Genomic DNA, 21,633 nt, shown 5'->3' with positions numbered 1-21,633 from the left:
CCGGATCGCCGCCGCCAACGTCTATGCCGGCACCATCGCCCTCGAAGTCACGAGCCAGATCTTCGAGGTGATGGGCGCGCGCTCAGCGACGAATGCCAACGGCTTCGACCGGTTCTGGCGCAACGTCCGCATCCACACGCTCCACAACCCGGCCGAATACAAGACCCGCACCGTCGGGATCTGGTTCCTGACCGGCGACTACCCGACGCCCGGCGCCTTCCGCTGACCCGGGCCCCCATGCCTCCGCTCCAAGGATAGGCCCGTGACCAAGGAAATCCGCGTCAACGGCTTCGCCATCCATAGCCCCGTCCACCTCTCGCCCGGGCTCTGGCGCCATCCCCGCGACCGCTCGCTGGAATTCTCGACCTTGGATTACTGGACGGACGTCGCCCGTATCCTGGAGCGGGGGAAGTTCGACGCGCTCTTCATCGCCGACAGCATCAGCATCCACGACATCTACCAGGGTAACGCCGACGCCTCGCTCCGGCGCGCGGTGCAACTGCCCAAGCACGATCCCACGCTCCTCGTCTCGGCCATGGCGCTGGTCACCGAGCATCTCGGCTTCGGCATCACCGGCTCGGTCTCCTACGAGGCGCCCTACATCTTCGCGCGGCGCTTCTCCACGCTCGACCACCTCACGAAGGGGCGCGTCGCCTGGAACATCGTGACGAACTTCTCGGATGCGGGCGCCCGGGCCGTGGGCCGCACCGGCGTCAAGGCGCACGACCTGCGCTACGACATCGCCGACGAGTTCCTGGACGCCGTCTACGCCCTCTGGGAAGGGAGCTGGGCCGACGACGCGCGCGTCGCCGACCGGGCGAGCGGGGTGTTCGCCGACCCGGCCCGGATCCGCAAGGTCGTCCACCGCGGCGAGCACTTCCAGTTCGAGGGCGTCAACATCGTCGATCCCTCGCCGCAGCGCACCCCCTTCCTGTTCCAGGCGGGCACCTCACATCGCGGCAAAGACTTCGCCGCACGCCATGCCGAGGCCGTCTTCCTGAGCGATCCGTCGCAGGCGAACGTTGCCAGGAATGTCGCCGACACCCGTACTCGGGCGGCCGGGCTCGGCCGGGATCCGAACGACATCAAGTTATTCTCGCTTGTCACCGTCATCGTGGACGAGACGGAGGCCGCGGCGCACGCCAAGTACCGCGATTACCAGCGCTACATCGACATCGAAGGCTCGCTCGCCCTGTTGTCGGGCTGGAGCGGCATCGATCTCTCGCAATACGCGCTCGACGATCCTTTCCCGACCAAGAAGAAGGATAACGCGGTCACCTCGATGATCGATTCGTTCACGGGTGCCGAGAAGGTCTGGACCATCCGCGAGGTCGTCACCCACAACACCATCGGCGGACGCGGGCCGGTGGTGATCGGCACGCCGGCCCAGGTCGCGGATGCGCTGCAAGGCTGGATGGACGAGACCGACATCGACGGCTTCAACCTGAGCTACGCCGTGACCACCGAAGGCTACAGCGACTTCGCCGACCTCGTCGTGCCGGAACTCCAGCGCCGGGGCCTCTACAAGACGGATTACGCGGCGGGCACGCTGCGCGAGAAGGTTTTCGGCCGGGGACGCCTGCTGCCGGACACCCATCCGGCGGCCCGGTTCCGGGCCGCGCTCGCGGATCTGGACGGCACGCGGAGGGATGAGGCTTCAACCGGCTTGGCCTCGACCTGAGCCTGCGCACCTCGCGGAACAAGCGATGCAGCGAAGACGCGCAACCGTCTCGCCGACCCGCCTCTCTAAGCACCGCGCCAGCGCAACGCGCGCGCCTCGATCGCGGTGGCGGCCTGGTTGAGCGCGAAGCCGACGCAGCCGAGGATCACCACACCGAGCATCACGAGATCCATCTGGAAGCGCTCGCGACCGGCGATGATGAGACCGCCGATGCCCGGCCCCACCGTCATGAAATACTCAGCCGCCACCGTGGCGAGCCACGCGTAGATCAGGGCCAGATGAACGCCGGTCAAGATCGCGGGGGCGGCCGAGGGCAGGAAGATGCGCCGCACGATCTGCCAGCGCGAGAAGCGCAGGGCGCGACCGACCTCGACGAGCTGGACCGAGGCGCTGCGCACGCCCTCAAGGGTGTTCAAGGCGACCGGGATGAAGGCTGCGAGGGCGACGAAGACGATCTTCGCGGTCTCGGCGAAGCCGAACCAGACCGAGATGATCGGGATCCAGGCGAGAACCGCCACCTGCTTGGCGGCGTGGAAGATCGGGCCGAGCAGCCGCTCGGCGCCGCGGGAGACGCCCAGCAGCGTACCGAATCCGAGCCCGAGCACCGTGCCGATGGCGAAGCCCACGAGGTCGCGCGCGAGGCTTGCCGCCAGATCGCCGAGCAGGCGGCCCTCGGTCGCTTCGCGCCACGCCGTGCCGGCGAGGCGTTCGAGCGGCGGAAGGAAGCGCGGATCGACCAGCCCGCCATGGCTCGCAGCCTCCCAGACGATCAGGAGCAGCACGGGGAGCGTGAGGCCGCGTCGGATCCGGGTCGCGGTGGTACGGGACATGGCGAACTCGCTAAGCATCGATCCGCCAGGCCTGGAGCCGCGCTTCAGCAGCGGCCAGCATCGCGTCCATCACGTAGCCGACGAGGCCGATCACCAGCATCGCGGCCAGCATCGTGTCGAGCCAGAACATCTGACGGCTCCAGACCAGCAGGTAGCCGAGGCCCTCGGCCGAGGCGAGCAACTCCACCGCGACGAGCGCGGTCCAGGCCTTGGTCAGGCTGTAGCGCACGCCCGTGAAGATCGACGGCAACGCGCCCGGGAGAACGAGCCGGCGCAGGGATTGCCACCGCGTGAGGCGAAGCACAGCCGCCACCTCCCTGTAGCTCAGCGGGATGTTCTGGATGCCGGCGGCGGTATTGACCACCATCGGGAAGAACGCCGCCTTGGCGATGACCACAATCTTCAGGGTCTCGCCGATGCCGAGGAACAGCATCAGGAGCGGGATCCAGCCGATCGTGGGCACCTGCGCCACTGCGGTGAACAGCGGCCTGACGTAGTCCTCGACCGGGCGCGACAACCCGATGGCGATCCCGAGCAGCAGGCCGAGCCCCGCTCCCACCGCGAAGCCCACCGCGACGCGGATCGCGCTGATCCCCGCATGCTGCGCGAGCTCGCCGCTCGCGGCCATGTCGCGCAGATTCTGCCAGACGTAGCTCGGTGCGGGCAGAACCTGTTCGGGCAACCATCCCCGGGCCGAGGCAAGTGCCCAGACGAGCACGAGTGTGAGCGGCACGAGAAGGCCGATCGCTGCGTGCCGCAATCGGACAAGGAGCGCCACAGTGAAATCGCCCGACCTGGGCGGCGCGTAGGCGAGGAGGCTCATCGGCGGCTCTTTCTCACGAGCCCAGCGGCTTGCCGTCCGGTCCGAAGCGCTCCCAGGAGCGTTCGAGGCCGAGTTCCCGCACCGCCTGATCGACGTAGCGCGGCTCGAACCATCCGGTGACGTCCACGTCGCGCCGGATCAGGCCGAACGCCTTGGCCTGCCTGGCCTGCACCCGGTATTGCTCGACGAAGAACGGATCGACGAGCGGCGAATTGCGATAGCGCAGTTCCTGATCGGCCAAGTCGTAGCGGAACACGGAAGCCGGCGTGCCGGACTTCGCCCACACCGCGATCAACGCGTCTCGATTCGACTCATCCGACGACCAGCGTGCCGCCTCCACCACGGCCTTCACGACCTTGCCGACGAGATCGGGATGGGTGCGTTCGAACGCCTCCGTGACCAGCAATGCAGATTGCCGCTCCAAGCCGCGATCGTTACCCTTGGTGGAGTAGACGATCGCGGCTTTCTTCTGCTCGGCGAACTGCGCGACGCGCCGCCCCCGAACGTCACCGATCGCGGCGATGCCGGAATTCGGGCGCGCGACGAGGTAGAGGTTGTCGCGCGGGCTCGTCGCCATGAGGATCCGCGTCTGCAGGCCGGCCGCGCGCGCCGTGAGGGATGGCAGGTCGCCCATGAAGGCGAAGTCGAGCTGGCCGGAGGCCAGGGCCTCGTTCACCGCCGGCCCGGCCCCCTTGAAGAAGGACCATTCGACCGTGACCGCAGGATCGTCCGCGAACGCGCGCTCGATGTAGCGCTCGCTCGCGATCACCCCGACCGGGCCGCTTACGTAGCGCCCGCCTTCCGCGGCGGGGCCGGCATAGCCGATGCGGATCGTTACCCGCTCCGCGGCGGAGGCGACGGATACCGGGCCCAGCAGCGCTGCAACGCCGAGCGCCAGCGCCACGATCCGACGAAGCACCCCAGGCATCGCCGTCACTCCGCCGCCTGGAGCGGGGCCGCCGTCCGCGCCCGATGGGCCGGGAACGGCAGCCCGAGGTTCTCGCGCAGGGTTCGGCCCTCATACTCGGTCCGGAACAGGCCGCGACGGCGCAGCTCGGGGATCACGAGGGCGATGAAATCCTCGAGTCCGTCCGGCAGGAAGGGCGCCATCACGTTGAAGCCGTCGGCGCCGTCATTCCGGAAGCGTTCCTCCAGCCGATCGGCGATCTGCTCGGCGGTGCCGACGAGCTGCCAATGGCCGCGCGCGCCGGCGATCTTCAGGTAGAGCTTGCGGATCGTCAGGTTCTCGCGCCGGGCGAGGTCGATCAGCAGCTTCTGCCGGCTCTTCGGGCCGTTGGTTTCCGGCAGTTCCGGAAGAGGCCCGTCGAGGGGATAGCCGGTAAGGTCGAAGCCGCCGAGCGTCGAGGACAACAGCGCCAGCCCCACGACCGGGTGGATCCTCGATTGCAAGTCTTCGAACTTTTCCTGTGCTTCCGCCTCCGTCCGCCCCACGACTGGGAAGACCCCCGGCATGATCTTGATGTGGTCGGGGTCGCGCCCGTAAGTCTCGGCCCGGCCCTTGAGGTCGGCATAGAAGGCTTGCGCGTCCGCCAGGGTCTGCTGGGCCGTGAATACGGCCTCCGCGGTCTCGGCCGCGAGGTCTATGCCCGCCGCCGAGGAACCGGCCTGAACGATTACGGGATGGCCCTGCGGCGAGCGCGGCACGTTGAGCGGGCCGCGCACCTTGAAGTAGCGGCCCCGATGGTCGAGCACGTGATGCTTCTGCGGGTCGAAGAACAGGCCGCTGTCCTGGTCGCGCAGGAAGGCGTCGTCCTCCCAGGTGTTCCAGAGCCCGGTCGTCACCGCGACGAACTCGCGGGCCCGGGCGTAGCGGTCCGCGTGGGCGTAGTGCTTGTCGAGGTTGAAGTTCAAGGCCTCCGAATCGGAGGACGAGGTCACGACGTTCCAGCCGGCGCGGCCGCCGCTGATGAGGTCGAGCGAGGCGAACTTGCGGGCGACGTGGAAGGGTTCGTTGAAGCTCGTGCTGGCCGTGGCGACGAGGCCGATCCGCTGCGTCACGGTGGCGAGGGCCGAGAGAAGCGTCAGCGGTTCGAAGCTCGCGGCCCGCGAATTGTGGCTCAGGGCCTGGAGCCCGCGCTCGCGCACACCGTTCGAATCCGCCAGGAAGAGGGCGTCGAACTTCGCCGCTTCCGCGCGCTTCGCCAGGTTGAGGAAGTGGTCGAGGCTCACGGAGGCGTCGGGGCGCACCTTCGGGTGGCGCCAGGCCGCGACGTGGTGGCCGTCCGTCATCAGGAACGCGCCGAGCTTCATCTGGCGGTGTTGAATCATGGTGCGGTCGCCTGCCGTTCGGGATTGCGGTTCAGGCCGCGCCCTGGAGAGCGATCGCGGCGGCCGGCTGACGCAGGGGCTCATCCGGCGCATCGAGCCGGCGGGGCTCCGGCCGCCCCCGGCCGCCGGAATCGAGCGCGGCGAGCACCGCCTCCCGCTTGTGCAGGAGGGCCGCAGCCGTCCGGCTGCGCGGCCGCGGCTCGTCCACGGCGACGATGCGGGTGATCCGCCCGGGCCTGGGCGCCATCACGACGACGCGGTCCCCGAGGTAGACGGCTTCGTCGACATCGTGGGTCACGAGCACCGCCGTGATGCCCTCGCGGGCGACGATGCCCTGGAGTTCCTCTTGAAGATGGGTCCGGGTGAAGGCGTCCAGCGCCCCGAAGGGCTCGTCGAGCAGGAGGACGCCCGGACGGTTCACGAGACCGCGGGCGATGGCGGCGCGCTGCGCCATGCCCCCCGACAATTGGCGGGGATAGGCGTTCTCGAAGCCGGTGAGACCGACGAGGGCGATGTGCTCGCTGACGGCCGCGCGCTTCGCGTCGCGGCTCAGCCCCGCATTCTCGAGCCCCAGCGCCACGTTCGCCTCGACCGTGAGCCAGGGGAACAGCCGTGGCTCCTGGAAGACGAGCCCCCGCGCGAGGCTCGGCCCCCGGATCGTCTTGCCGTCATGGACCGCTGCGCCGGCATGGTCGGTCTCCAGCCCCGCGATGATCCGCAGCAGCGTGGATTTCCCGCAGCCGCTCGCGCCGACGATGGTGATGAACTCGCCCGGTGTGACCTGAAGGTCGATGCCGTCGAGCGCCGGAAGCAGGCGCCCATCGACCCTAAAGGTCTTGGCGATGCCCTGCAGGCCGAGTTCCCCATTGGCCATGCGACGATCCTCGATCTTTTAGAGGGGGCTCACCCGGCCACCGGGTCTGTCGCCGACGACCGCATCTGTGATCGGGCCGCAGCTCTCGCTGCTGGAGGAACCTGGTTGAAAGACAAAGCGCGTGTTTTCGCGGTCAAGACTCTGTCTCCCAAGCACTAAAATTATGGCATTCGCAACTCGCCCAGGATTTGTATCAGATATATAACTCAATTCGTTCGATATGATATGATTATCGCGAATATATCCATATTGCGTCTTGAAAAATATCTGCTCTACACATGACAAGATTGACTGTTAAGTGATGGCATGTCAACGAAACGAACTTTTAATTTACGCGAGTAGTTAGAATGAACTGTCCCCTTTAACGGTGGCTCGGAAGGATGTCTCGAGCTTCAGGGCCACTGGCTGCAGCGGCCTTTCGTGGACGCTGCGGCTCACAAGTCGTCGAGCATACCCGTGCGGGGGCCTATCTCTGTGGGTACCCGCTCGTAAGCTTGAGCGTCCTCGCTCCGAAGAACGCGTCGAAATTGGCGACGGGAAGGTTCTGCACCTCTGGCCCGGTATCGACCAGCGCCGGGCGGACTTCGCTGCCACAGGATAGGCCAAGGCGTGGCGCGTGATCGGTTCGCCGGGTCGTGGTGCATTGAGGAAGGACAGGAAGAGGCCGCGCCGGTCGTGTCCGTAGCTCGGGCGCTCGGCTGCCTCCGCGCTCGGGGCGAGCCCCAGCATCCCGGCGCCGAGCAGCATGCCTCGGACGAGCCGGCGCGGGCTGGCTTGTTGCGTGGTGGCGTGACGCATCGTGGGACTCGGGATCGATGCCGAAGGCTGGGAGCCATTCCCGATCGCGTTTCAATCGGAAACGCCTCTAAGGCTTTGATTTTACGCACTCGCTGACGCGGATTCGGTGCCCATTTCAGCGGCAAACGCTCGGCGGTCCGGCACGCCCCGAGCCGCGTGTCAGCGCCGGGGATTGGCGTGTTCCGGCAATCCGCCGAGCAGAGTCAGGATCCGTCCCAGCAGGGCCCGGGCATGGAGCGCGACGCCGCTGCCGGCGCGGTCGCCGGCCTGGCTTGCACAGGCCTCGTAGGCCGCCCGCAGGGCGGCAAGCTGGCGTGCGCGCAGCTCGGGATCGTCGGAGCCCATAGGCTACCTCTCCGACAGGCTGGTGTCTGCGGTACGTCCCCGCGGACAAGCCTCCTCAACCACCCTCAGTCGGGGAGTTGGAAAACCGTGTTTGAACGGTCCCTACGACCTTTAGTGCCGGAACACCTGGACATGCGCCGCAGGCTCCCCGACCACGCGGTCAAGGATTCAGGTGCCGTCGCGGTCGGCACCAAACCGTCAAACAGGGGTTTCCACGCCCCAGGGCGGCACGTACCGCCCCGGGCAGGCGGGTAGCCCATTCTAGGAAGCGAATCCAGGCCCATGACGCCGCCGGACCGATACGGTCTGGGGATGGTGCGGAAACGTACGGATGGGTTGCCCGGTGATATAAAGCGCCGGAATTGGTCTTAAAATCCGTTAACCGCGACTCTCGTTGCCGTTGAATACATACGACATCTTCAGCATCTGATTTTGTGAATCGCGTCGCCCCAGTTGTGATGGAGATGCAGTCTTATTCCATCTTTCTTCGTGACCGAATGCAGGCGGGGGTAGGCCATCCGCGACCCCTGGCCTACGAAATTCCGGATTGGCTCGCGGCGCAGGTGCTCGTTTCAGGAGTCGCCGCCTCTACCGGGAGCACGGCTTCAACCCCGCAACACGGATGCACCGATTCCAGGACGGTGACAGCGTCCACGAGATCCATGCGCGGCCACACGCATGAAGGCTGCGCCGGTTCAGGTGCCGCAGAACGTCCGGTAGCCGACCCCCCCGCCCTCGGGCGCCTCAGCATAGCGTGCCATGGCGGGCTGGTCGTCGTAGGGGCGGGACAGCACCGCCAAAAGTTCCTCGAACGGCGCGAAGTCGTCGCGCTCCAGAGCCGCGGCGATCATCGCCTCGACGCGATGGTTGCGCGGGATGAAGGCCGGGTTGACCTGGCGCATCGCAGCCTCGGTTGCGGCGGGCGCGCGGGCCTCCTGGGCGAGGCGCTGGCGCCAGGTCGAGGCCCAGCCGTCATAGGCGGTCGGATCGACGAACAGGTCGCGCACGGCGGCGTCGGCCTCCGGGTTCGCGGCGGCGGCGCAGAGGGCCCGGAAGGTGCGGGTGAAGTCGGCTTGGTTCTCGGCCATCCGCTTGAGCAGGTCGCCGGCCAGCGCCGGGTCGCCGTCGCGGAAATCGGTGAGCCCGAGCTTGGCGTTGAGGCCGGTGTGATAGGCGGCCTCGAAGCGCGGCGCGTAGCCGGCGAGCGCCGCCTCGGCTTCGGCGACCGCCTCGGTCTCGTCGGCGGCCAGCAGCGGCAGCAGGGTCTCGGCCAGGCGGGTGAGGTTCCACAGCGCGATGCGCGGCTGCTCGCCGTAGGCATAGCGCCCGTGCTGGTCGATCGAGCTGAAGACCGTCCGGGGATCGTAGGCGTCCAGGAAGGCGCAGGGGCCGTAATCGATCGTCTCGCCGGCCACCGACATGTTGTCGGTGTTCATCACCCCGTGGACGAAGCCGACCAGCAGCCAGCGCGCCACCAGCGCGGCCTGGCGGGCGACGACGCCTTCGAGCAGCGCCCGGTACGGCTTCTCGGCGCCGGCCGCCTCGGGATAGTGCCGGGCCAGCACGTGATCGGCAAGTGCCCGCAGGCCCTCGACGTCGCCCCGAACGGCAAAGAACTGGAAGGTGCCGACCCGGATATGGCTCGCCGCCACGCGGGTCAGCACGGCCCCTGGCAGAAGGGTCTCGCGCACCACCGGCTCGCCCGTCGCCACGGCGGCGAGCGCGCGGGTGGTCGGGATGCCCAAAGCCGCCATGGCCTCGCTGACCAGATACTCGCGCAGCACAGGCCCCAGCGCCGCGCGACCGTCGCCTCGGCGGGAGAACGGCGTCGGGCCAGAGCCCTTCAGCTGGATGTCACGGCGCTGGCCCGTCCGGTCGACCACCTCGCCCAAAAGAATCGCCCGGCCGTCGCCGAGTTGCGGCACGAACTGCCCGAACTGGTGCCCGGCATAGGCGGCAGCCAAGGGCGTCGCGCCTTCGGGAGCCTGGTTCCCGGCGAGTGCCGCCACCCCCTCGGGGCTGGCGAGCCAATCCGCATCAAGGCCGAGGTCTTCGGCCAGTGCCCGGTTCAGCCGGATCAGGCGGGGGGCCGCCACCGGCGTCGGCGCCCGGAGGGCGTAGAAACGCTCCGGCAGGCGAGCGTAGCTGTTGTCGAAGGGGATCGGGGTCATCGCCGGCATCTATGAACGCGCCCGGTGGCCAGCAAGCGCGGCCGCCGCCCAGGGAAGACGGTTCAGGCCGCGCGGCGTTCCGCCGGCGCAGTCAAGGCGTCGAACAGCGGGTCGGTTTTGCGACCGAACCGCCGGGACGCGCGTTCGCTCCAGGCATTCGGCGGCCCGCCTCCCTTCCGAAGCCGTCGATTCACACTGTGGCTGGCAGGTCTCAGAATGGCTTCTCTGGACGAAAACACACCGGCACGGCCGACCGGATGCTTGTAAGACTTTTCCCCACGGGCGATGCCGCTGCCATGGCTATGCGCGGACCCGTATCGATCTTGCCGGACCCCGAACCGCGGGCGGCGCTGCACGACCGCGAGACCCGCGCGCGGGCGGGCGGGGCCGCGCCGGCTGCCGCCGCTCGGCCGCTCAAGCCATGAACGCCACGGCGGCCATCCTGCCCGGGGGCGGCGAGCTCGGCGCGATCGTCCGGGCCTACGACTGGGCGGCTACGCCGCTCGGCCCGATCGCCGGCTGGTCCCAGAGCCTGCGCTCCGCGGTCAGCACCGTGCTGCTGTCGCCGGTGCCGATCGTGCTGCTCTGGGGCCCGGACGGCATCATGATCTACAACGATGCCTACTCGGCCTTCGCGGGCGGGCGGCATCCGCAGCTGCTGGGCTCAAAGGTGCGGGAGGGTTGGCCCGAGGTGGCCGACTTCAACGACAACGTCATGCGGGTCGGCCTTGCCGGTGGCACCCTGTCCTACAAGGACCAGGAACTCACCCTGCATCGCTACGGCCGGCCCGAGCCGGTCTGGATGAACCTCGATTACTCGCCGGTGCTCGACGAGGCCGGCCAGCCGGCCGGAATCATCGCCGTCGTGGTCGAGACCACTGAGCGGGTGCTGGCCGAGCAGCAGCTGAAGGCGAGCCAGGCGCTGACCCAGCTGTACGCCGACCGCATCCAGCTCGCCCTGTCGGCGGGCGCGATCATCGGCACCTGGGTGTGGGATCTCCAGGCCGACGAATTTACCGTGGACGAGGCCTTCGCCCGCAGCTTCGGCCTCGACCCAGCCCTCGGGCGCGTCGGGCTCAGCCTGGAGCAGGTGATCGCCACGGTCCATCCGGAAGACCGGCAGGGTCTGATCGCGGCGATCAACGAGGTGATCGCCCGCGGCGGCGCCTACGCGCACCAGTACCGGGTCCGGCGCACCGACGGAAAATATTACTGGATCGAGGCCAACGGCCGGGTCGATCTCGCGCCGGACGGTACGCCGCTGAGCTTCCCGGGGGTGCTGATCGACGTCGAGGACCGCCGGGCCGTCGAGGCCGAGCGCGACCGCGCCATCATGATGCTGCGCACCCTCACCGACACGCTGGAGCAGCGCGTCGCCGAGCGGACCAGCGAGCTGATGCGCACCGAGGACGCCCTGCGCCAGTCGCAGAAGATGGAGGCGGTCGGCCAGCTCACCGGCGGCGTCGCGCATGATTTCAACAACCTGCTGACGATCATCCGCTCGTCCGTCGACTTCCTGCGCCGGCCCGACCTGCCGGAGGCGCGCAAGGCCCGCTACCTCGATGCCGTCTCCGACACCGTGGACCGCGCCGCCAAACTCACCGGCCAGCTCCTCGCCTTCGCGCGCAGGCAGGCGCTCAAGCCCGAGGTGTTCCATGTCGGCCAGAAGGTCCGCGGCATCGCCGACATGCTCGATACGGTCATCGGCGCCCGGGTCCGGGTGGTCGCCGAGGTGCCGGATGAGCCGTGCTTCATCCGGGCCGATGTCAGCCAGTTCGAGACCGCCCTGGTGAACATGGCGGTCAATGCCCGGGACGCCATGGACGGGGAGGGCACCCTGACCCTGCGGCTGGCGAGCGGGCGCACCATGCCGGCGATCCGCGGCCATGCCGGGGCGGAGACCGCCTTCGCGGCGGTGTCGCTGACCGATACCGGTGCCGGGATCTCGGAGGCCGATCTCGGCCGCCTGTTCGAGCCGTTCTTCACCACCAAGGAGGTCGGCAAGGGCACCGGCCTCGGCCTGTCCCAGGTGTTCGGCTTCGCCAAGCAATCGGGCGGCAACGTCGACGTCACCAGCGCCCCGGGGCAGGGGGCGACCTTCACCCTGTATCTCCCGCAGGTCGCGGTCGAACGCGGGCTCGACGAGGCCGATGATGCCCCGGCGCCGCTCTCGCCGCTCGGTGCGGGGCAGCGGGTGCTGGTGGTCGAGGACAATGTCGAGGTCGGCCAGTTCGCGACCCAGATCCTGCAGGATCTCGGCTACGAGACCGTCTGGGCGGCCAATGCCGAGGCAGCGCTGGAGCGGCTCGGGCGGGACGGCGGCGGGTTCGAGGTGGTGTTCTCGGACGTGGTCATGCCCGGCATGGGCGGGCTGGCGCTGGCCCAGGAGCTGGCGCGCCGCCTGCCGGACCTGCCTGTGCTGCTGACCTCCGGCTACAGCCACGTCCTGGCCCAGGAAGGCACGCACGGCTTCGAGCTTCTGCACAAGCCCTATTCGGCCGATCAGCTCGGGCGCGTGCTGAGCCGGGTCGTCGGAAGGCCGGCGCCGGCACCCGCCGACTGAGAACTCGCCCCTACGCCGCCGGCAGCACCGCGCCGGTGCCCGGCGTGCCGCAGGCGTGGCAGAACCGCTCGAACGTGCTCTTGCGCTGCGTGCAGGCCGGGCAATCCTCGAACAGGCCGAGCCCGCAATGGGGGCAGAAATTCGTGTTCGGATCGCCTAACGCGACCGGCCGCTCGCAGCCCGGGCAGACCTTCTTGGCGAGCCGGGCCAGGGCCTGATCGGTCGCGATCTCGGTGCGGCGCTCCTCGCTGGGCCGCGCCTCGACCTGGGCCTGGCGCGCCCGGTAGGCGTGCAGGGCGTTGATCGCCGCCCGCCCGGCCACCAGCGTCACGACCACGCCGACGCCGTACTGCACGTAGCCGCCGTAGCTCGGCAGGTACGGGACCAGCTCGACGAAGAACGCGAAAGCGGCCGCGAAGGCGAAGCCCCAGACGAACGGCCAGTTGCGCGTGTGCCGCCGCTTCAGCAGCAGCCAGCCGGCGAGCACCAGCAGCGGCAGGGTCAGGGCGAGCCGGTAGCCGAACACCCGGAGTTCCTGGCCCCGCTCGGCCGCGTCGAGTTTTTCCCGAGCCGCCGCGCGCAGGGCGTTGTCCACGCGGATCTGGCCCTGCTCCCGCTCGGACAGGTCGGTCTGCGCCTGGGCCAGCTCAGTCAGCCGGTCCTCGACCGCCCGCTCGGCGTCCTTGAGCGCATCGAGCTGCTTCGTGCGCGCGATCAGGCCGGGATCCTGATCGACCCGCTGGGTCGCGTCCCGGGTCTTCAGCCAGTTGGCAAACGTCTCGCGGGCGCCCTCGGTCGCCCCCTGGGCCGCTTCCAGGGCGAGCTGATCCTGCCCGATCCGGCGCCGGACGTCGTCCGTCTCGCGGCGGATCTGCTTGAGCGTCTCGGTGGAAGTCCGGGCCTGGTCGGGCTCGAGGAACTGCTCCAGCGTGTAGCGCTGCTCCACCTGCGGCAGGTCGCCGACCACCAGGGACCCCAGCCCGATCAAGAACCACGCGAACAGCAGCGCGACGAGCCAGAGGGCGGCGTTGAACCAGCGCTCGGACAATCGGGACCCAGCACGCACGCCGTCGCCTCCACAGACCCGGTGGTCGCAAGCTCTAGCATAAGAGCACCTCACAAAACTCCCGGTTCCCGGGAGTCCTCCCTCTGCACGCGATGGTGCCGCGGGAGTTTGGTGAGAGGCTCTAAGCCCGCACTCAGCGGGCCGGCGCAGCCCTTGGCACGGCCGGCACGGCGCGCGCCCGGCCCGGCACCAGCGACAGCCCGGCCGAGATCAGGGCGAACAGGATCAGCGGCGTCAGGGCCAGGGTGAAACTGCCGGTGCCGTCCTTGATCGCGCCGATCAGGTAGGGGCCGAGGAAGCCGCCGAGGTTGCCCACGGCGTTGATCGCCGCGATGCTGGCGGCGGCCGCGGCCGGCGGCAGTTCCTCGGTGGCCAGGGCCCAGAACGGTCCCTTGAGCATGTAGACGCCCACCGCCGCCACGGTCAGCGCGCCGACCAGAGGCAGGATGCCGGACAGGACCGTGCCGCCCGCGAGCCCCGCCGCCAGGACCAGGAACGGGATGGCGAGATGCCAGCGCCGCTCGCCGACCTGGTCGCTGTGCCGGCCCCACAGGATCATCGCCACGGAAGCGACGCCGTAGGGGATGCTGTTCAGGAGGCCGGTCTCGACATTGGTCAGGCCGTAGCTCTTGACGATCTGCGGCGTCCAGAAGGTCAGGCCGTAGCTGCTGGCGGTCGAGCCGAAATAGATCGCGGCGAACAGGATCAGCCGGCGGTCGCGCAGCATCGTCCCCAGCGACGGCGAGCCCGCTCCGCCGGTGCGCGCGGCGTTCCGGGCGGATTCGTCCCGCAGGCGTCCCTCCAGCCAGTCCCGCTCGGCTTCGGGCAGCCATTTTGCGTGCCGCGGCCCGTCGGGCAGGAACCACAGCACGGCGCCGGCCATCAGGATTGCGGGCAGGCCCTCTAGGATGAACAGCCATTGCCAGCCGGCGAGCCCCCAGCCGCTGAGGCCGAGCAGCGCTCCGGAGATCGGCGAGCCCAGGAACGACGAGATCGGGATCGAGATCATGAAGATGCCGACGATCCGCGCCCGGTAGGCCGAGGGAAACCAGTAGGTCAGGTACAGGATCACGCCCGGGAAGAACCCGGCCTCGGCGACGCCGAGCAGGAAGCGCAGACCGATGAACGACCACGGTCCCTGCACCAGCGCCATGGCCATGGAGATGACGCCCCAGGTCGCCATGATCCGGGCGATCCAGAGCCGCGCCCCGAAACGCTCCAGCATCAGGTTGCTGGGCACCTCCATTAAAAAATAGCCGAGGAAGAAGATCCCGGCGCCCCAGCCGAACACGGTCGCGGTCAGCCCAACATCGTGGTTCATCTGGATGGCCGCGAAGCCGACATTCACCCGGTCCAGGAAGGATACGAAATAGGCGAGGATCAGGAACGGCACGAGCCGCCACCCGATGCGGCGCATCGCCGACCGTTCGAGTTCAGACTCGGCCATGGTGATCCTCCTCGTCGGCGGCCGTCTCCGGGCCGCTCAGGGGTGCAGGCGCGGATTCCGGGAGCGCCGCTTCGGCGATCCGGCGACGAAGATTTCGAGATCGGAGAAGCAGGCGGTCGCGTGGGTCGCGCCGAACATTGCGGCACGGTCGCCCGCGCCGGGATCGGTTCCGGACGGCATCAGAGGGTTGCCGCGGCGCATCGCGTGCGGATCATCTCGGGCTTCCTCGCGGCCGGTCGGTTCGAATGCCGATCCTGGCCATCCGACGTAACGCGAAAGCCCGATGACCGGAAGTCGTCACCGGATGAAGACTTCCGATTTGTCGGCGGTTTCCCGGGGCGCCGAAGCGCCCCGGGCCGCTCGCGGTCTCAGGCGGGCTTGCGGCCCCGGGCGGGCTTGGCCGGAGCCTCACCAGTCTCGGCGGCTTTCTGGGCCGGCTTCCGACGCTTGTGGCCGAGGCCCGCGGTCCGCGCGAACTCGGCGCGCATGGCCGAGTAATTGGCCGCCGTGGCCGGGTAATCGCGGGGCAGCCCGAAACGGTCCCGGTAGGCCTCGATGGTGAGGCCGTGCCCCGTGAGGTGCCGCTTCAAGGTCTTGTACGGCTTGCCGTCGATGAAGCTGATCAGCGCGTCTGGGGTGATCGACTTCCGGACCTGGCCCGGAGTGAGCTTCCTGGCTTCCGGCTCGGCGGGCGCGCCGGCCTGGCCCAGCCCGGCAAGCGCCTCATGAACACGCGACAGCAGGGTCGGCAGTTCGAGCACCGGGACGGAGTTGTTGGAGACGTAAGCCGATACGATGTCGGCGGTCAAAGCGATGGTATCGACCTGATCGTCTTGCGGGAACGTGGTGTGGTCTTCCATAGGCGGCTCTCACAACGGGACTGTGCGATGAACGTCGCTCTAGTCGCCGATAGTCAAGCACCTCTCTGTGCAAAAACAGGTGATCGCGCCCGTAATCGACTAATGTATCTGTTGAATACCAACATAAATTGATGATGCCCCTGCCCCCGGGTCGAGGTCGCCCCGCTGCGCGCCGCGCCGTCGGCCGACCGCGCGGGGGCGCCGTTCAGGATGTCTTAACCAGCCCGTGGTCTTTCTGAGGCGTCGCTGCGGCTTCGAGGGGTACGAAGCCGAACGGCAGGCGGGCCGAGCCCTGCCCTTCATGCTCGGCCCGCGCCCTTCCGCGCCGTCACCGCTCAAGCGTTGGCGGCGCGCCCAATCGGCGTGGGGATCGCGCCGCGCCTGATCGGCGGCATGGCCGCCGCCAGCGTCGGGCCGGAGCCGTACGCCGCGCGGTCGGTGCGCTCGAGGGTGATCAGCGTGCGCATCGGCGCCTCGGCCAGAGCGAGCAGCGGGGCATCGCGCCAGCGCGGCTTGGTCAGCGTGCCGCGGCTGAACCACCGCGGCTTCTTTCCTCGACGAGCAGGACCAGCTTGCCCGTCCACGGTCTCCGAAACCAGAACCGCCCCGTGAGCTCGCCTGCGCCGAACATCGCAGCACCTCGCATGAGGGCCCGGGATGACAACGTCCCGGAATCTCGGCGGTTTCCCGCCTCAGCCGCTCGCGCGGGCCTGCAGCCGCCGGGCCGCCCAGGACGCTATCGCGAGGCCGACGAGGCCGCCGGCGAGCGCGGCAGCCGCCTTCACAGCGAAATCGTCGAGCCGGCCGTGGCGCGTCCCGGTCAGGGTCTGTCCGGCCTCCAGCCCGCCGGCCAGGAGGACGGTACCGAGCAGGATCGAGGGCCAGAGCCGCGGGTAGCCCAGCGTCAGGAGCAGGCCGGCCAGCGCGTAGGCGGCCGCCCGCTCGAAGCTCGGATTGGCCGTCACCACCGGACGGAGACCGATCGGTACCAGCGTGATGGCGACGATCGCCGCCACCAGGATCCAGGCAGCGACCCGCACCAGGCTCAGCATCCGCTTGTCCATCCTGCGCCCCGCGTCTCGCACCACCGTTCCGACAGCTCCCGCATACAGGGGACGGGGCCGGGAGGCTGTTGCAGTTCGGCGGCCAAGACCCGGAAAGCCGACGCGGCGTCGATCGGTTGCCGACGCGTGTATGACATCAAGGACTTAGCGCCGCGCCGGAACGGAGGGGCGTCGGACTGGGCACTGTTGCTCGTTCGTTCTAGGCAGGAGACCGCCGAATCAGGCATACAGACGGGATGCGCATGCCCGTGCTCAGCCTTCTCGCGATGCTCGTCCTGACCGATGTCGGGTCTGCCGCGACCGCGGCTAGGTCGGCCGATCCGCGGGTGCTCGAACTGGCCTGGCACCGCTGCCTGCGCGAGTCCTACGCCCATCAGCCGCCGGGCCAGAGCCGGGCCGGGGACGAGCGCAACGCCCTCGACGAATGCAAGGTGCAGGAGGACGCCTTCGTGGCGTCGCTCATGGCTGCGGGGCCGGCTCAGGACGGCCGGACCGGGACCGTCTGGTCCCGGACCTGGGCGGCCTTCGTGGAGCCGCTCACCGCCTGGATCGGCAGCCTCCGGCGCTGAGCCTGCCGGTCAGGAGGTTGACCACTCGCGTTTCACCTCGTCGGCCGGCCGGTCGAGATGGACCTTGCCGCCTTCGACGGCCCGGACGAAATCCAGCGGGATGTAGTGGTGCAGGCCGCCCGCCGCCGCATCGCGCTTGGTCAGCTTGATCTCACCCTTGTCGATATGGTCGACGGTGCCGACATGGGCTCCGTCCGAGCCGACAACCTCGGCATGTTCCTGGATCTGAGCGGCATCAACCATCGGTTTCCTCCCTGTTGTGCCGCAAACCCCATGTCGCGCGGCGCAGTTCCAGGCTCAGGCCGTTCTTCGGGACAGGCTCCGCGGCGTCGCACCGCGCAGGCGCGGCTGAACCGGGCTTCATGCGGATCGTTGGACCGTCATGAGCGATTCGACATCTGACCCACTGGACCAAGTTGCCGACGCCCGTCGGCACGAGATGGCGACCGAGCACCTCCTGTTCGGCACGATCCGCTTCCTGGCCCAGCGCCACCCGGAACTGCTGGACGAGCTCGACCGCAGCCTCGATCACCTATGGGACCGGGCCGAGGGTGCCGCGCGCGACGACGAGGCCGTGCGCAAGATCGCCGGCCGCATCATCAAGAGCTTGAGAGCCGAGAGCTAGCAGGCCCCCGGCCCGACCATCCGGATCTCTACGGGCGTACGCAGCCGATGCAGATGCCCCGGGTGATCGCATCGTTGCGCTGCTCGGTGGGGCTGCGCCGCTCGATGCTGCCGGTCTCGTTGGGGCCGAGTGCGCTGGGGTTCGGCACCGTCTGCCCGGTCGCGGCGGTGTGGGGCGCCTTCGCGGCCGTGGCGGGTCCGCCGCCGGTCCCGGTCTGGCTTACGGGTTGGGCCCAGCCGGGCTGCGTGCCCAGGGCCAGAACGACGAACGTGACGATCTTCAGGGGCGCGCGCATGATAACCTCCCGGCGCTTTTTATCTGCGTGGAACCGACGCACCTCTTGGCCGAAAGTTCCGTTTTCGCCCATGCGCGGCTTGCAACGATCACTCTCGCGCGGAACCCGGTAAGCTGGGAATACGGCCCCGCCATCCGGGGTATCGGCTAAGCCCTATTGCGAGGCTTGCCGGCTACACAGGAACGCTCCTCACTGGCACCGTCACGATCGAGGGGCTCACCATGAACCCGACCGTTAAGGCCGTGCTGTTGAACGAGCGCGCCAGCGTCCTGGCTGCTATCGCGGCCCGTGAGGGGACAGTGTCCGATCTGCTGGTTCAGTTGAACGGCGTCGAGAACGATATTTGGCGGTTGCGCCACCGGCTCATTGATCTGGAGGCCTATCTGGTCGGCCAGCGGATCGATCTGCCGGAGGACCCGCCGCAATCGGATGACGTCACTGTTGCCGCGCCGAGCGACGCGCCGGGGCTGCCGGCTTGCAAGCCGCTCGACGATTTCGTCCGCCACAGGTCCGGAAAGCGAAAGCTCCTGGCCGACGCCACGCCCCTCCGCATCGAGGATGCGCGCCGGTCGAGCTGAGCGGGCCGGGATTGCCCCGTACCCCCTTCCTGGGGCCTATCTAGACCCCGCGAGGATCCGAAAGGGGTGAAGGATGGGCAACCGCGATGGCGCCGGCGCGTCGAGCGCACGGATCGCCGAGGTCCAGCGCCTCGCGACCGCCCTGGCCGCCCGGGTGCGGTACGCGCAACTGGTCCAGCGGCCGGTCTACGAGGAGCAGATCAATGCCCTGGTCGGTGCGGCGCGCCTCCTCGACGAGGAGAAGGTGCCGTGGCCGCCCATGGTCGAAGAGGTGCTGATGGAGCTGGCCAAATCCCTGGACGGCTCCGGCGCAGACGAGGAGGAACCCTGAGGGTTCGGTGAGCACAAGCCGTCGACGCCCTCAGGCGAGATCGCCGAGCCAGCGCAATGAGCGCCGCAGACGTTCGGTCCCGCCCTGGGCGAACCACAGCCCGTGCGCGAAGATCACGGCGTTGGGCTTGAGCGCGACGAGTTCCGCCGCGGCCCGCGCCGCCTCGCGCCGACGCAGCTTGATGACGAGGCGCAGATAGGGCGGCGGCTGACCGTGCGGTGCGGTCATGCCGGCCAGGCGCAGGAGCGGGCGCAGCAGCGCCGGCATCTTCGCCGCTTCCAGGTTGAGCACGAGATCGGTCAGCACCAGCGTCCGGCTGTGTCCGTGGAAGAACGCGACCTCCCGGAAGCCGAGGCCGCCCGGAACCACGATCTGGCGCAGGTCCGAGGCCCATTCCGGCGGCGCCGCATCGGCGAGCACCCGGTCGATCCGCAGTCCGGACCGGCGCACCTGGCCGCGCTGGCGCAGGTTCGGCGCCGCCCAGGTCAGGGCGTCCGGGCAATGGCTCTGCCAATCCTTCAGAAAGGTCCAGTGCGCGATGTTCGGCGCCACGAGGTGGCGGATCGGCCCCAGCGCCGCGATCGCCCGGTGGAGGTCCGCGTCGTAGCGGGTCGGCGAGTGGAGCCACAGGCCGCCGTCGCCGAGCCGGATCACGGTCATTCGGACGGGGAGGGGCATCCCCAGGACTCTTAGGGGGCCGCTATCGACGATCCAGACGCCCTCGGCCACGGGCTTGAGCACGTCGAGGGGCGGATACGTCGCCTGGCTCAAGACCCGGTCCTCTCGGCTGCCGCCGGCGTTGCAGCCGGATTCTCAGGCAACCGCCGGAGGGCAAAGGGTTTCCCGGATGGATCGCCGCAGAGGCGGTCCCGTGGGGTCAGGCCTGGAGATAGGCGGGCGCTGCGACCGGGCGGGGCGGCAGGGCGCGCCACAGGGCGATCCCGAGGCCCAGGATGGTCAGGAGATCGCAGGTCAGCCCGAAGACCGAGCCGACGAGGAGGTTGTGCCCGGCCCAGCACAGGGAGGCGCCCAGGAACAGCAGGCGCATCGTCTGCGGCGCGGCGTTGAGGCGGGCGGCGGTCGCCAGCAGGGCGCCGACCACCGCGCAGGCCGAGGGCGTGCCGTTCCACGTGGTAATCGTCAGCCAGGCTCCCATTCCGAGAGGGCGAGAGTCGATCGATCGGTTGTCCTTCGACCCGCACGGAAACGGACGTGGGCGCGGCCACCGACCGGTCCATGCGATAAGCACACCGCGTCTTCCGCGAAGCGCAACGCGCCCTCAACGCCCTTGCGGGGAGGGGAAAACGTAAAGTGCTTCAGGTGTTTGCTGCCGAGTGCGATGGGTAAATCCGCCAGCCCGCGCGGTCCCGAGGATACGCCACCCTGGGGGATGGCCGCGCACACCGACAGGTTCCGGCGGAGACGGCCATCGATGGCCTCTCATCCGGCCTGGAACGGGCGGTGCTTGTCGTCGTCGGTGTCCGTAGCCGCACCCTTCGGCACGGCGCTGGTGTCGACCATGGTCCGTTGGTCCCGCGCGGGCTCCGGAAAATCCGTCAGTGCACGCCAGGGCGTCGCGGGCACGCCCATCAGGAAACCGCCCGATGATCGGAACAGCCAGGCTCCGACGAGCATCCAGGGCACGACGAAGAAGACGAATGCAGCGAGTCCCACGACGATCCTCCGGGGCTGTAAGCCGTCATGGGAAACGCGGGAACGGCCGGCATCGATCCGGCGCACTCACGCGCCGGCGGATCCCGTCTCGGCGCCCAGGAGGATCGTTTCGCGATACGCGCGGGGCGCCATGCCGTGGCGCTCCTTGAACCGGCGGGAGAAATGGGCCTGGCTGGCGAAGCCGCAGCTATAGGCCAGGGTACCGATCGGCAGGTGGGCACAGCCCGGATCGGCCAGGCGCTTGGCCGCCGCCTCCAGCCGTCGGTGCCAGATCCAGTCGGAGATGTGCTGGCCGTGCGCGTGGAACAGCTCCTGCAGCCGTCGCAGCGAAACCCCGACCGCGGCCGCGAGCCCGGGTGGGTCGAGGGTCGGATCGCCGAGATGGGTCTCGACATAGGCCTTGGCGCGCTGGACGACGACGGGTCCGTGGAGCAGCCGCGGGCACTCCCACGACATCCTGTGGGCGACGCTTGCCACGCGGAAGGGAGTGACAGCGCCGCCTGGATCTGGCACCGACGGCTACAGGCGGCGACCAAGCGCGTGGCCGATCCGGGCTGTACCCGCCTGCCGATCGGTACACTGGCCTATAGCTGCGGCGTCGCCAGCCAGGCCGAGTTCTCCCGCCGATGCAAGGGGCGCGACGCCATGTCGCCCCGCGCGTATCGCGAAACGATCCTCCTGGACGCGGAGCCGGGATCCGCTGGCGCGTGAGTGCGCCGGAGCGATGCCGTCCGTTCCCGCGTTCCCCAT

General features: G+C 69.0%; 23 protein-coding genes and 3 pseudogenes. 8 read left to right on the top strand and 18 right to left on the bottom strand.

Going from position 1 to position 21,633, the window contains the following annotated elements:
- Nucleotides 1–226: acyl-CoA dehydrogenase family protein (locus tag MKL09_RS10255; RefSeq protein ID WP_279605791.1), on the top strand; the 226-nt coding region annotated here is incomplete at its 5' end.
- A 36-nt stretch (nucleotides 227–262) separates the two neighbouring features.
- Nucleotides 263–1,681 carry an LLM class flavin-dependent oxidoreductase gene (locus tag MKL09_RS10250; protein WP_244019942.1) on the top strand — a complete coding sequence of 473 codons (1,419 nt, stop codon included), beginning with the start codon at nucleotides 263–265 and terminating at the stop codon, nucleotides 1,679–1,681.
- 65 nt (nucleotides 1,682–1,746) lie between these two features.
- On the opposite strand, the gene MKL09_RS10245 is transcribed toward MKL09_RS10250, so the two are convergent.
- The 7 genes from MKL09_RS10245 to MKL09_RS10215 all read right to left on the bottom strand — a co-directional run bounded on the left by MKL09_RS10245 (nucleotide 1,747) and on the right by MKL09_RS10215 (nucleotide 9,811).
- The gene (locus tag MKL09_RS10245) at nucleotides 1,747–2,511 is read right to left on the bottom strand and encodes an ABC transporter permease (protein ID WP_244019940.1); all 765 of its coding nucleotides are present in this window, start codon (nucleotides 2,509–2,511) and stop codon (nucleotides 1,747–1,749) included.
- A 10-nt stretch (nucleotides 2,512–2,521) separates the two neighbouring features.
- Nucleotides 2,522–3,334 (bottom strand): ABC transporter permease, encoded by an 813-nt coding sequence (locus MKL09_RS10240; RefSeq protein WP_244019939.1) that lies wholly within the window; start codon nucleotides 3,332–3,334, stop codon nucleotides 2,522–2,524.
- Between the two features lie 13 nt (nucleotides 3,335–3,347).
- Nucleotides 3,348–4,262 carry a PhnD/SsuA/transferrin family substrate-binding protein gene (locus tag MKL09_RS10235; protein ID WP_244019937.1) on the bottom strand — a complete coding sequence of 305 codons (915 nt, stop codon included), beginning with the start codon at nucleotides 4,260–4,262 and terminating at the stop codon, nucleotides 3,348–3,350.
- A 5-nt stretch (nucleotides 4,263–4,267) separates the two neighbouring features.
- Complete coding sequence (locus MKL09_RS10230; protein ID WP_244019936.1) at nucleotides 4,268–5,623, bottom strand: LLM class flavin-dependent oxidoreductase; 1,356 nt, start codon at nucleotides 5,621–5,623, stop codon at nucleotides 4,268–4,270.
- A gap of 31 nt (nucleotides 5,624–5,654) precedes the next feature.
- Entirely contained in the window at nucleotides 5,655–6,497 is an 843-nt protein-coding gene (locus tag MKL09_RS10225) for an ABC transporter ATP-binding protein (RefSeq protein ID WP_244019935.1), read from the bottom strand.
- Between the two features lie 957 nt (nucleotides 6,498–7,454).
- Nucleotides 7,455–7,640: a hypothetical protein gene (locus MKL09_RS10220; protein WP_244019934.1), complete on the bottom strand. Its 186-nt coding sequence runs from the start codon at nucleotides 7,638–7,640 to the stop codon at nucleotides 7,455–7,457.
- A 695-nt stretch (nucleotides 7,641–8,335) separates the two neighbouring features.
- Nucleotides 8,336–9,811: a protein adenylyltransferase SelO gene (locus MKL09_RS10215; protein WP_244019933.1), complete on the bottom strand. Its 1,476-nt coding sequence runs from the start codon at nucleotides 9,809–9,811 to the stop codon at nucleotides 8,336–8,338.
- A gap of 421 nt (nucleotides 9,812–10,232) precedes the next feature.
- Between MKL09_RS10215 and MKL09_RS32320 the strand changes: the two are divergent.
- Both MKL09_RS32320 and MKL09_RS10210 read left to right on the top strand, forming a co-directional pair.
- Nucleotides 10,233–10,688, top strand: a pseudogene (locus MKL09_RS32320) (PAS domain-containing protein); the annotation flags it as partial.
- A complete protein-coding gene (locus tag MKL09_RS10210) occupies nucleotides 10,677–12,374 on the top strand; it encodes an ATP-binding protein (protein WP_409566913.1) in 1,698 nt (565 codons plus the stop codon). The pseudogene MKL09_RS32320 and the gene MKL09_RS10210, both read left to right, overlap by 12 nt.
- Nucleotides 12,375–12,384: 10 nt before the next feature.
- Here MKL09_RS10210 and MKL09_RS10205 read toward each other — a convergent pair whose 3' ends face one another.
- The 5 genes and pseudogenes from MKL09_RS10205 to MKL09_RS10185 all read right to left on the bottom strand — a co-directional run bounded on the left by MKL09_RS10205 (nucleotide 12,385) and on the right by MKL09_RS10185 (nucleotide 16,799).
- A complete protein-coding gene (locus MKL09_RS10205) occupies nucleotides 12,385–13,440 on the bottom strand; it encodes a zinc ribbon domain-containing protein (protein WP_244019931.1) in 1,056 nt (351 codons plus the stop codon).
- A gap of 133 nt (nucleotides 13,441–13,573) precedes the next feature.
- The gene (locus MKL09_RS10200; protein WP_244019930.1) at nucleotides 13,574–14,887 is read right to left on the bottom strand and encodes an MFS transporter; all 1,314 of its coding nucleotides are present in this window, start codon (nucleotides 14,885–14,887) and stop codon (nucleotides 13,574–13,576) included.
- A gap of 368 nt (nucleotides 14,888–15,255) precedes the next feature.
- Nucleotides 15,256–15,747, bottom strand: a complete 492-nt coding sequence (locus MKL09_RS10195) for a MucR family transcriptional regulator (protein WP_244019929.1) — start codon at nucleotides 15,745–15,747, stop codon at nucleotides 15,256–15,258.
- 335 nt (nucleotides 15,748–16,082) lie between these two features.
- A pseudogene (locus MKL09_RS10190) lies at nucleotides 16,083–16,378 on the bottom strand (hypothetical protein).
- 61 nt (nucleotides 16,379–16,439) lie between these two features.
- On the bottom strand, nucleotides 16,440–16,799 hold the full coding sequence (locus tag MKL09_RS10185; protein WP_244019928.1) for a hypothetical protein: 360 nt from the start codon (nucleotides 16,797–16,799) through the stop codon (nucleotides 16,440–16,442).
- A gap of 254 nt (nucleotides 16,800–17,053) precedes the next feature.
- On the opposite strand from MKL09_RS10185, the gene MKL09_RS10180 reads away from it, so the two are divergent.
- Nucleotides 17,054–17,380 (top strand): hypothetical protein, encoded by a 327-nt coding sequence (locus MKL09_RS10180; RefSeq protein ID WP_244019927.1) that lies wholly within the window; start codon nucleotides 17,054–17,056, stop codon nucleotides 17,378–17,380.
- 9 nt (nucleotides 17,381–17,389) lie between these two features.
- On the opposite strand, the gene MKL09_RS10175 is transcribed toward MKL09_RS10180, so the two are convergent.
- Complete coding sequence (locus MKL09_RS10175; protein WP_092037671.1) at nucleotides 17,390–17,623, bottom strand: DUF2171 domain-containing protein; 234 nt, start codon at nucleotides 17,621–17,623, stop codon at nucleotides 17,390–17,392.
- A 139-nt stretch (nucleotides 17,624–17,762) separates the two neighbouring features.
- On the opposite strand from MKL09_RS10175, the gene MKL09_RS10170 reads away from it, so the two are divergent.
- The gene (locus MKL09_RS10170; RefSeq protein ID WP_244019925.1) at nucleotides 17,763–18,005 is read left to right on the top strand and encodes a hypothetical protein; all 243 of its coding nucleotides are present in this window, start codon (nucleotides 17,763–17,765) and stop codon (nucleotides 18,003–18,005) included.
- Between the two features lie 28 nt (nucleotides 18,006–18,033).
- On the opposite strand, the gene MKL09_RS10165 is transcribed toward MKL09_RS10170, so the two are convergent.
- A complete protein-coding gene (locus MKL09_RS10165; RefSeq protein WP_244019924.1) occupies nucleotides 18,034–18,300 on the bottom strand; it encodes a hypothetical protein in 267 nt (88 codons plus the stop codon).
- 242 nt (nucleotides 18,301–18,542) lie between these two features.
- Between MKL09_RS10165 and MKL09_RS10160 the strand changes: the two genes are divergently transcribed.
- Nucleotides 18,543–18,878: a hypothetical protein gene (locus tag MKL09_RS10160; protein WP_244019923.1), complete on the top strand. Its 336-nt coding sequence runs from the start codon at nucleotides 18,543–18,545 to the stop codon at nucleotides 18,876–18,878.
- Between the two features lie 73 nt (nucleotides 18,879–18,951).
- Complete coding sequence (locus tag MKL09_RS10155) at nucleotides 18,952–19,209, top strand: hypothetical protein (RefSeq protein WP_244019922.1); 258 nt, start codon at nucleotides 18,952–18,954, stop codon at nucleotides 19,207–19,209.
- A 30-nt stretch (nucleotides 19,210–19,239) separates the two neighbouring features.
- Here MKL09_RS10155 and MKL09_RS10150 read toward each other — a convergent pair whose 3' ends face one another.
- From MKL09_RS10150 to MKL09_RS10135, 4 genes and pseudogenes are all read right to left on the bottom strand, one after another.
- A complete protein-coding gene (locus MKL09_RS10150) occupies nucleotides 19,240–19,980 on the bottom strand; it encodes a DUF4336 domain-containing protein (protein WP_244019921.1) in 741 nt (246 codons plus the stop codon).
- 106 nt (nucleotides 19,981–20,086) lie between these two features.
- A complete protein-coding gene (locus MKL09_RS10145) occupies nucleotides 20,087–20,365 on the bottom strand; it encodes a YgjV family protein (protein WP_244019920.1) in 279 nt (92 codons plus the stop codon).
- Nucleotides 20,366–20,649: 284 nt separating this feature from the next.
- Complete coding sequence (locus MKL09_RS10140; RefSeq protein WP_244019919.1) at nucleotides 20,650–20,883, bottom strand: hypothetical protein; 234 nt, start codon at nucleotides 20,881–20,883, stop codon at nucleotides 20,650–20,652.
- 66 nt (nucleotides 20,884–20,949) lie between these two features.
- Nucleotides 20,950–21,360: pseudogene (locus MKL09_RS10135) on the bottom strand (helix-turn-helix transcriptional regulator); the annotation flags it as partial.
- Between the last annotated feature and the right edge of the window lie 273 nt (nucleotides 21,361–21,633).

It is taken from the genome of Methylobacterium sp. J-048, assembly GCF_022829515.1.
Taxonomy (GTDB): Bacteria; Pseudomonadota; Alphaproteobacteria; order Rhizobiales; family Beijerinckiaceae; genus Methylobacterium.
Note: the sequence above shows the minus strand (reverse complement) of the source record. Positions and strands in the feature narration are given on the sequence as shown.

Coding starts and splice junctions, on each gene's coding strand:
- MKL09_RS10220 (WP_244019934.1), bottom strand. CDS start 7,640: ATGGGCTCCGACGATCCCGAGCTGCGCGCACGCCAGCTTGCCGCCCTG.
- MKL09_RS10175 (WP_092037671.1), bottom strand. CDS start 17,623: ATGGTTGATGCCGCTCAGATCCAGGAACATGCCGAGGTTGTCGGCTCG.
- MKL09_RS10185 (WP_244019928.1), bottom strand. CDS start 16,799: ATGCTGAGCCTGGTGCGGGTCGCTGCCTGGATCCTGGTGGCGGCGATC.
- MKL09_RS10180 (WP_244019927.1), top strand. CDS start 17,054: ATGCCCGTGCTCAGCCTTCTCGCGATGCTCGTCCTGACCGATGTCGGG.
- MKL09_RS10225 (WP_244019935.1), bottom strand. CDS start 6,497: ATGGCCAATGGGGAACTCGGCCTGCAGGGCATCGCCAAGACCTTTAGG.
- MKL09_RS10165 (WP_244019924.1), bottom strand. CDS start 18,300: ATGCGCGCGCCCCTGAAGATCGTCACGTTCGTCGTTCTGGCCCTGGGC.
- MKL09_RS10200 (WP_244019930.1), bottom strand. CDS start 14,887: ATGGCCGAGTCTGAACTCGAACGGTCGGCGATGCGCCGCATCGGGTGG.
- MKL09_RS10170 (WP_244019925.1), top strand. CDS start 17,763: ATGAGCGATTCGACATCTGACCCACTGGACCAAGTTGCCGACGCCCGT.
- MKL09_RS10230 (WP_244019936.1), bottom strand. CDS start 5,623: ATGATTCAACACCGCCAGATGAAGCTCGGCGCGTTCCTGATGACGGAC.
- MKL09_RS10215 (WP_244019933.1), bottom strand. CDS start 9,811: ATGACCCCGATCCCCTTCGACAACAGCTACGCTCGCCTGCCGGAGCGT.
- MKL09_RS10195 (WP_244019929.1), bottom strand. CDS start 15,747: ATGGAAGACCACACCACGTTCCCGCAAGACGATCAGGTCGATACCATC.
- MKL09_RS10235 (WP_244019937.1), bottom strand. CDS start 4,262: ATGCCTGGGGTGCTTCGTCGGATCGTGGCGCTGGCGCTCGGCGTTGCA.
- MKL09_RS10240 (WP_244019939.1), bottom strand. CDS start 3,334: ATGAGCCTCCTCGCCTACGCGCCGCCCAGGTCGGGCGATTTCACTGTG.
- MKL09_RS10145 (WP_244019920.1), bottom strand. CDS start 20,365: ATGGGAGCCTGGCTGACGATTACCACGTGGAACGGCACGCCCTCGGCC.
- MKL09_RS10245 (WP_244019940.1), bottom strand. CDS start 2,511: ATGTCCCGTACCACCGCGACCCGGATCCGACGCGGCCTCACGCTCCCC.
- MKL09_RS10155 (WP_244019922.1), top strand. CDS start 18,952: ATGGGCAACCGCGATGGCGCCGGCGCGTCGAGCGCACGGATCGCCGAG.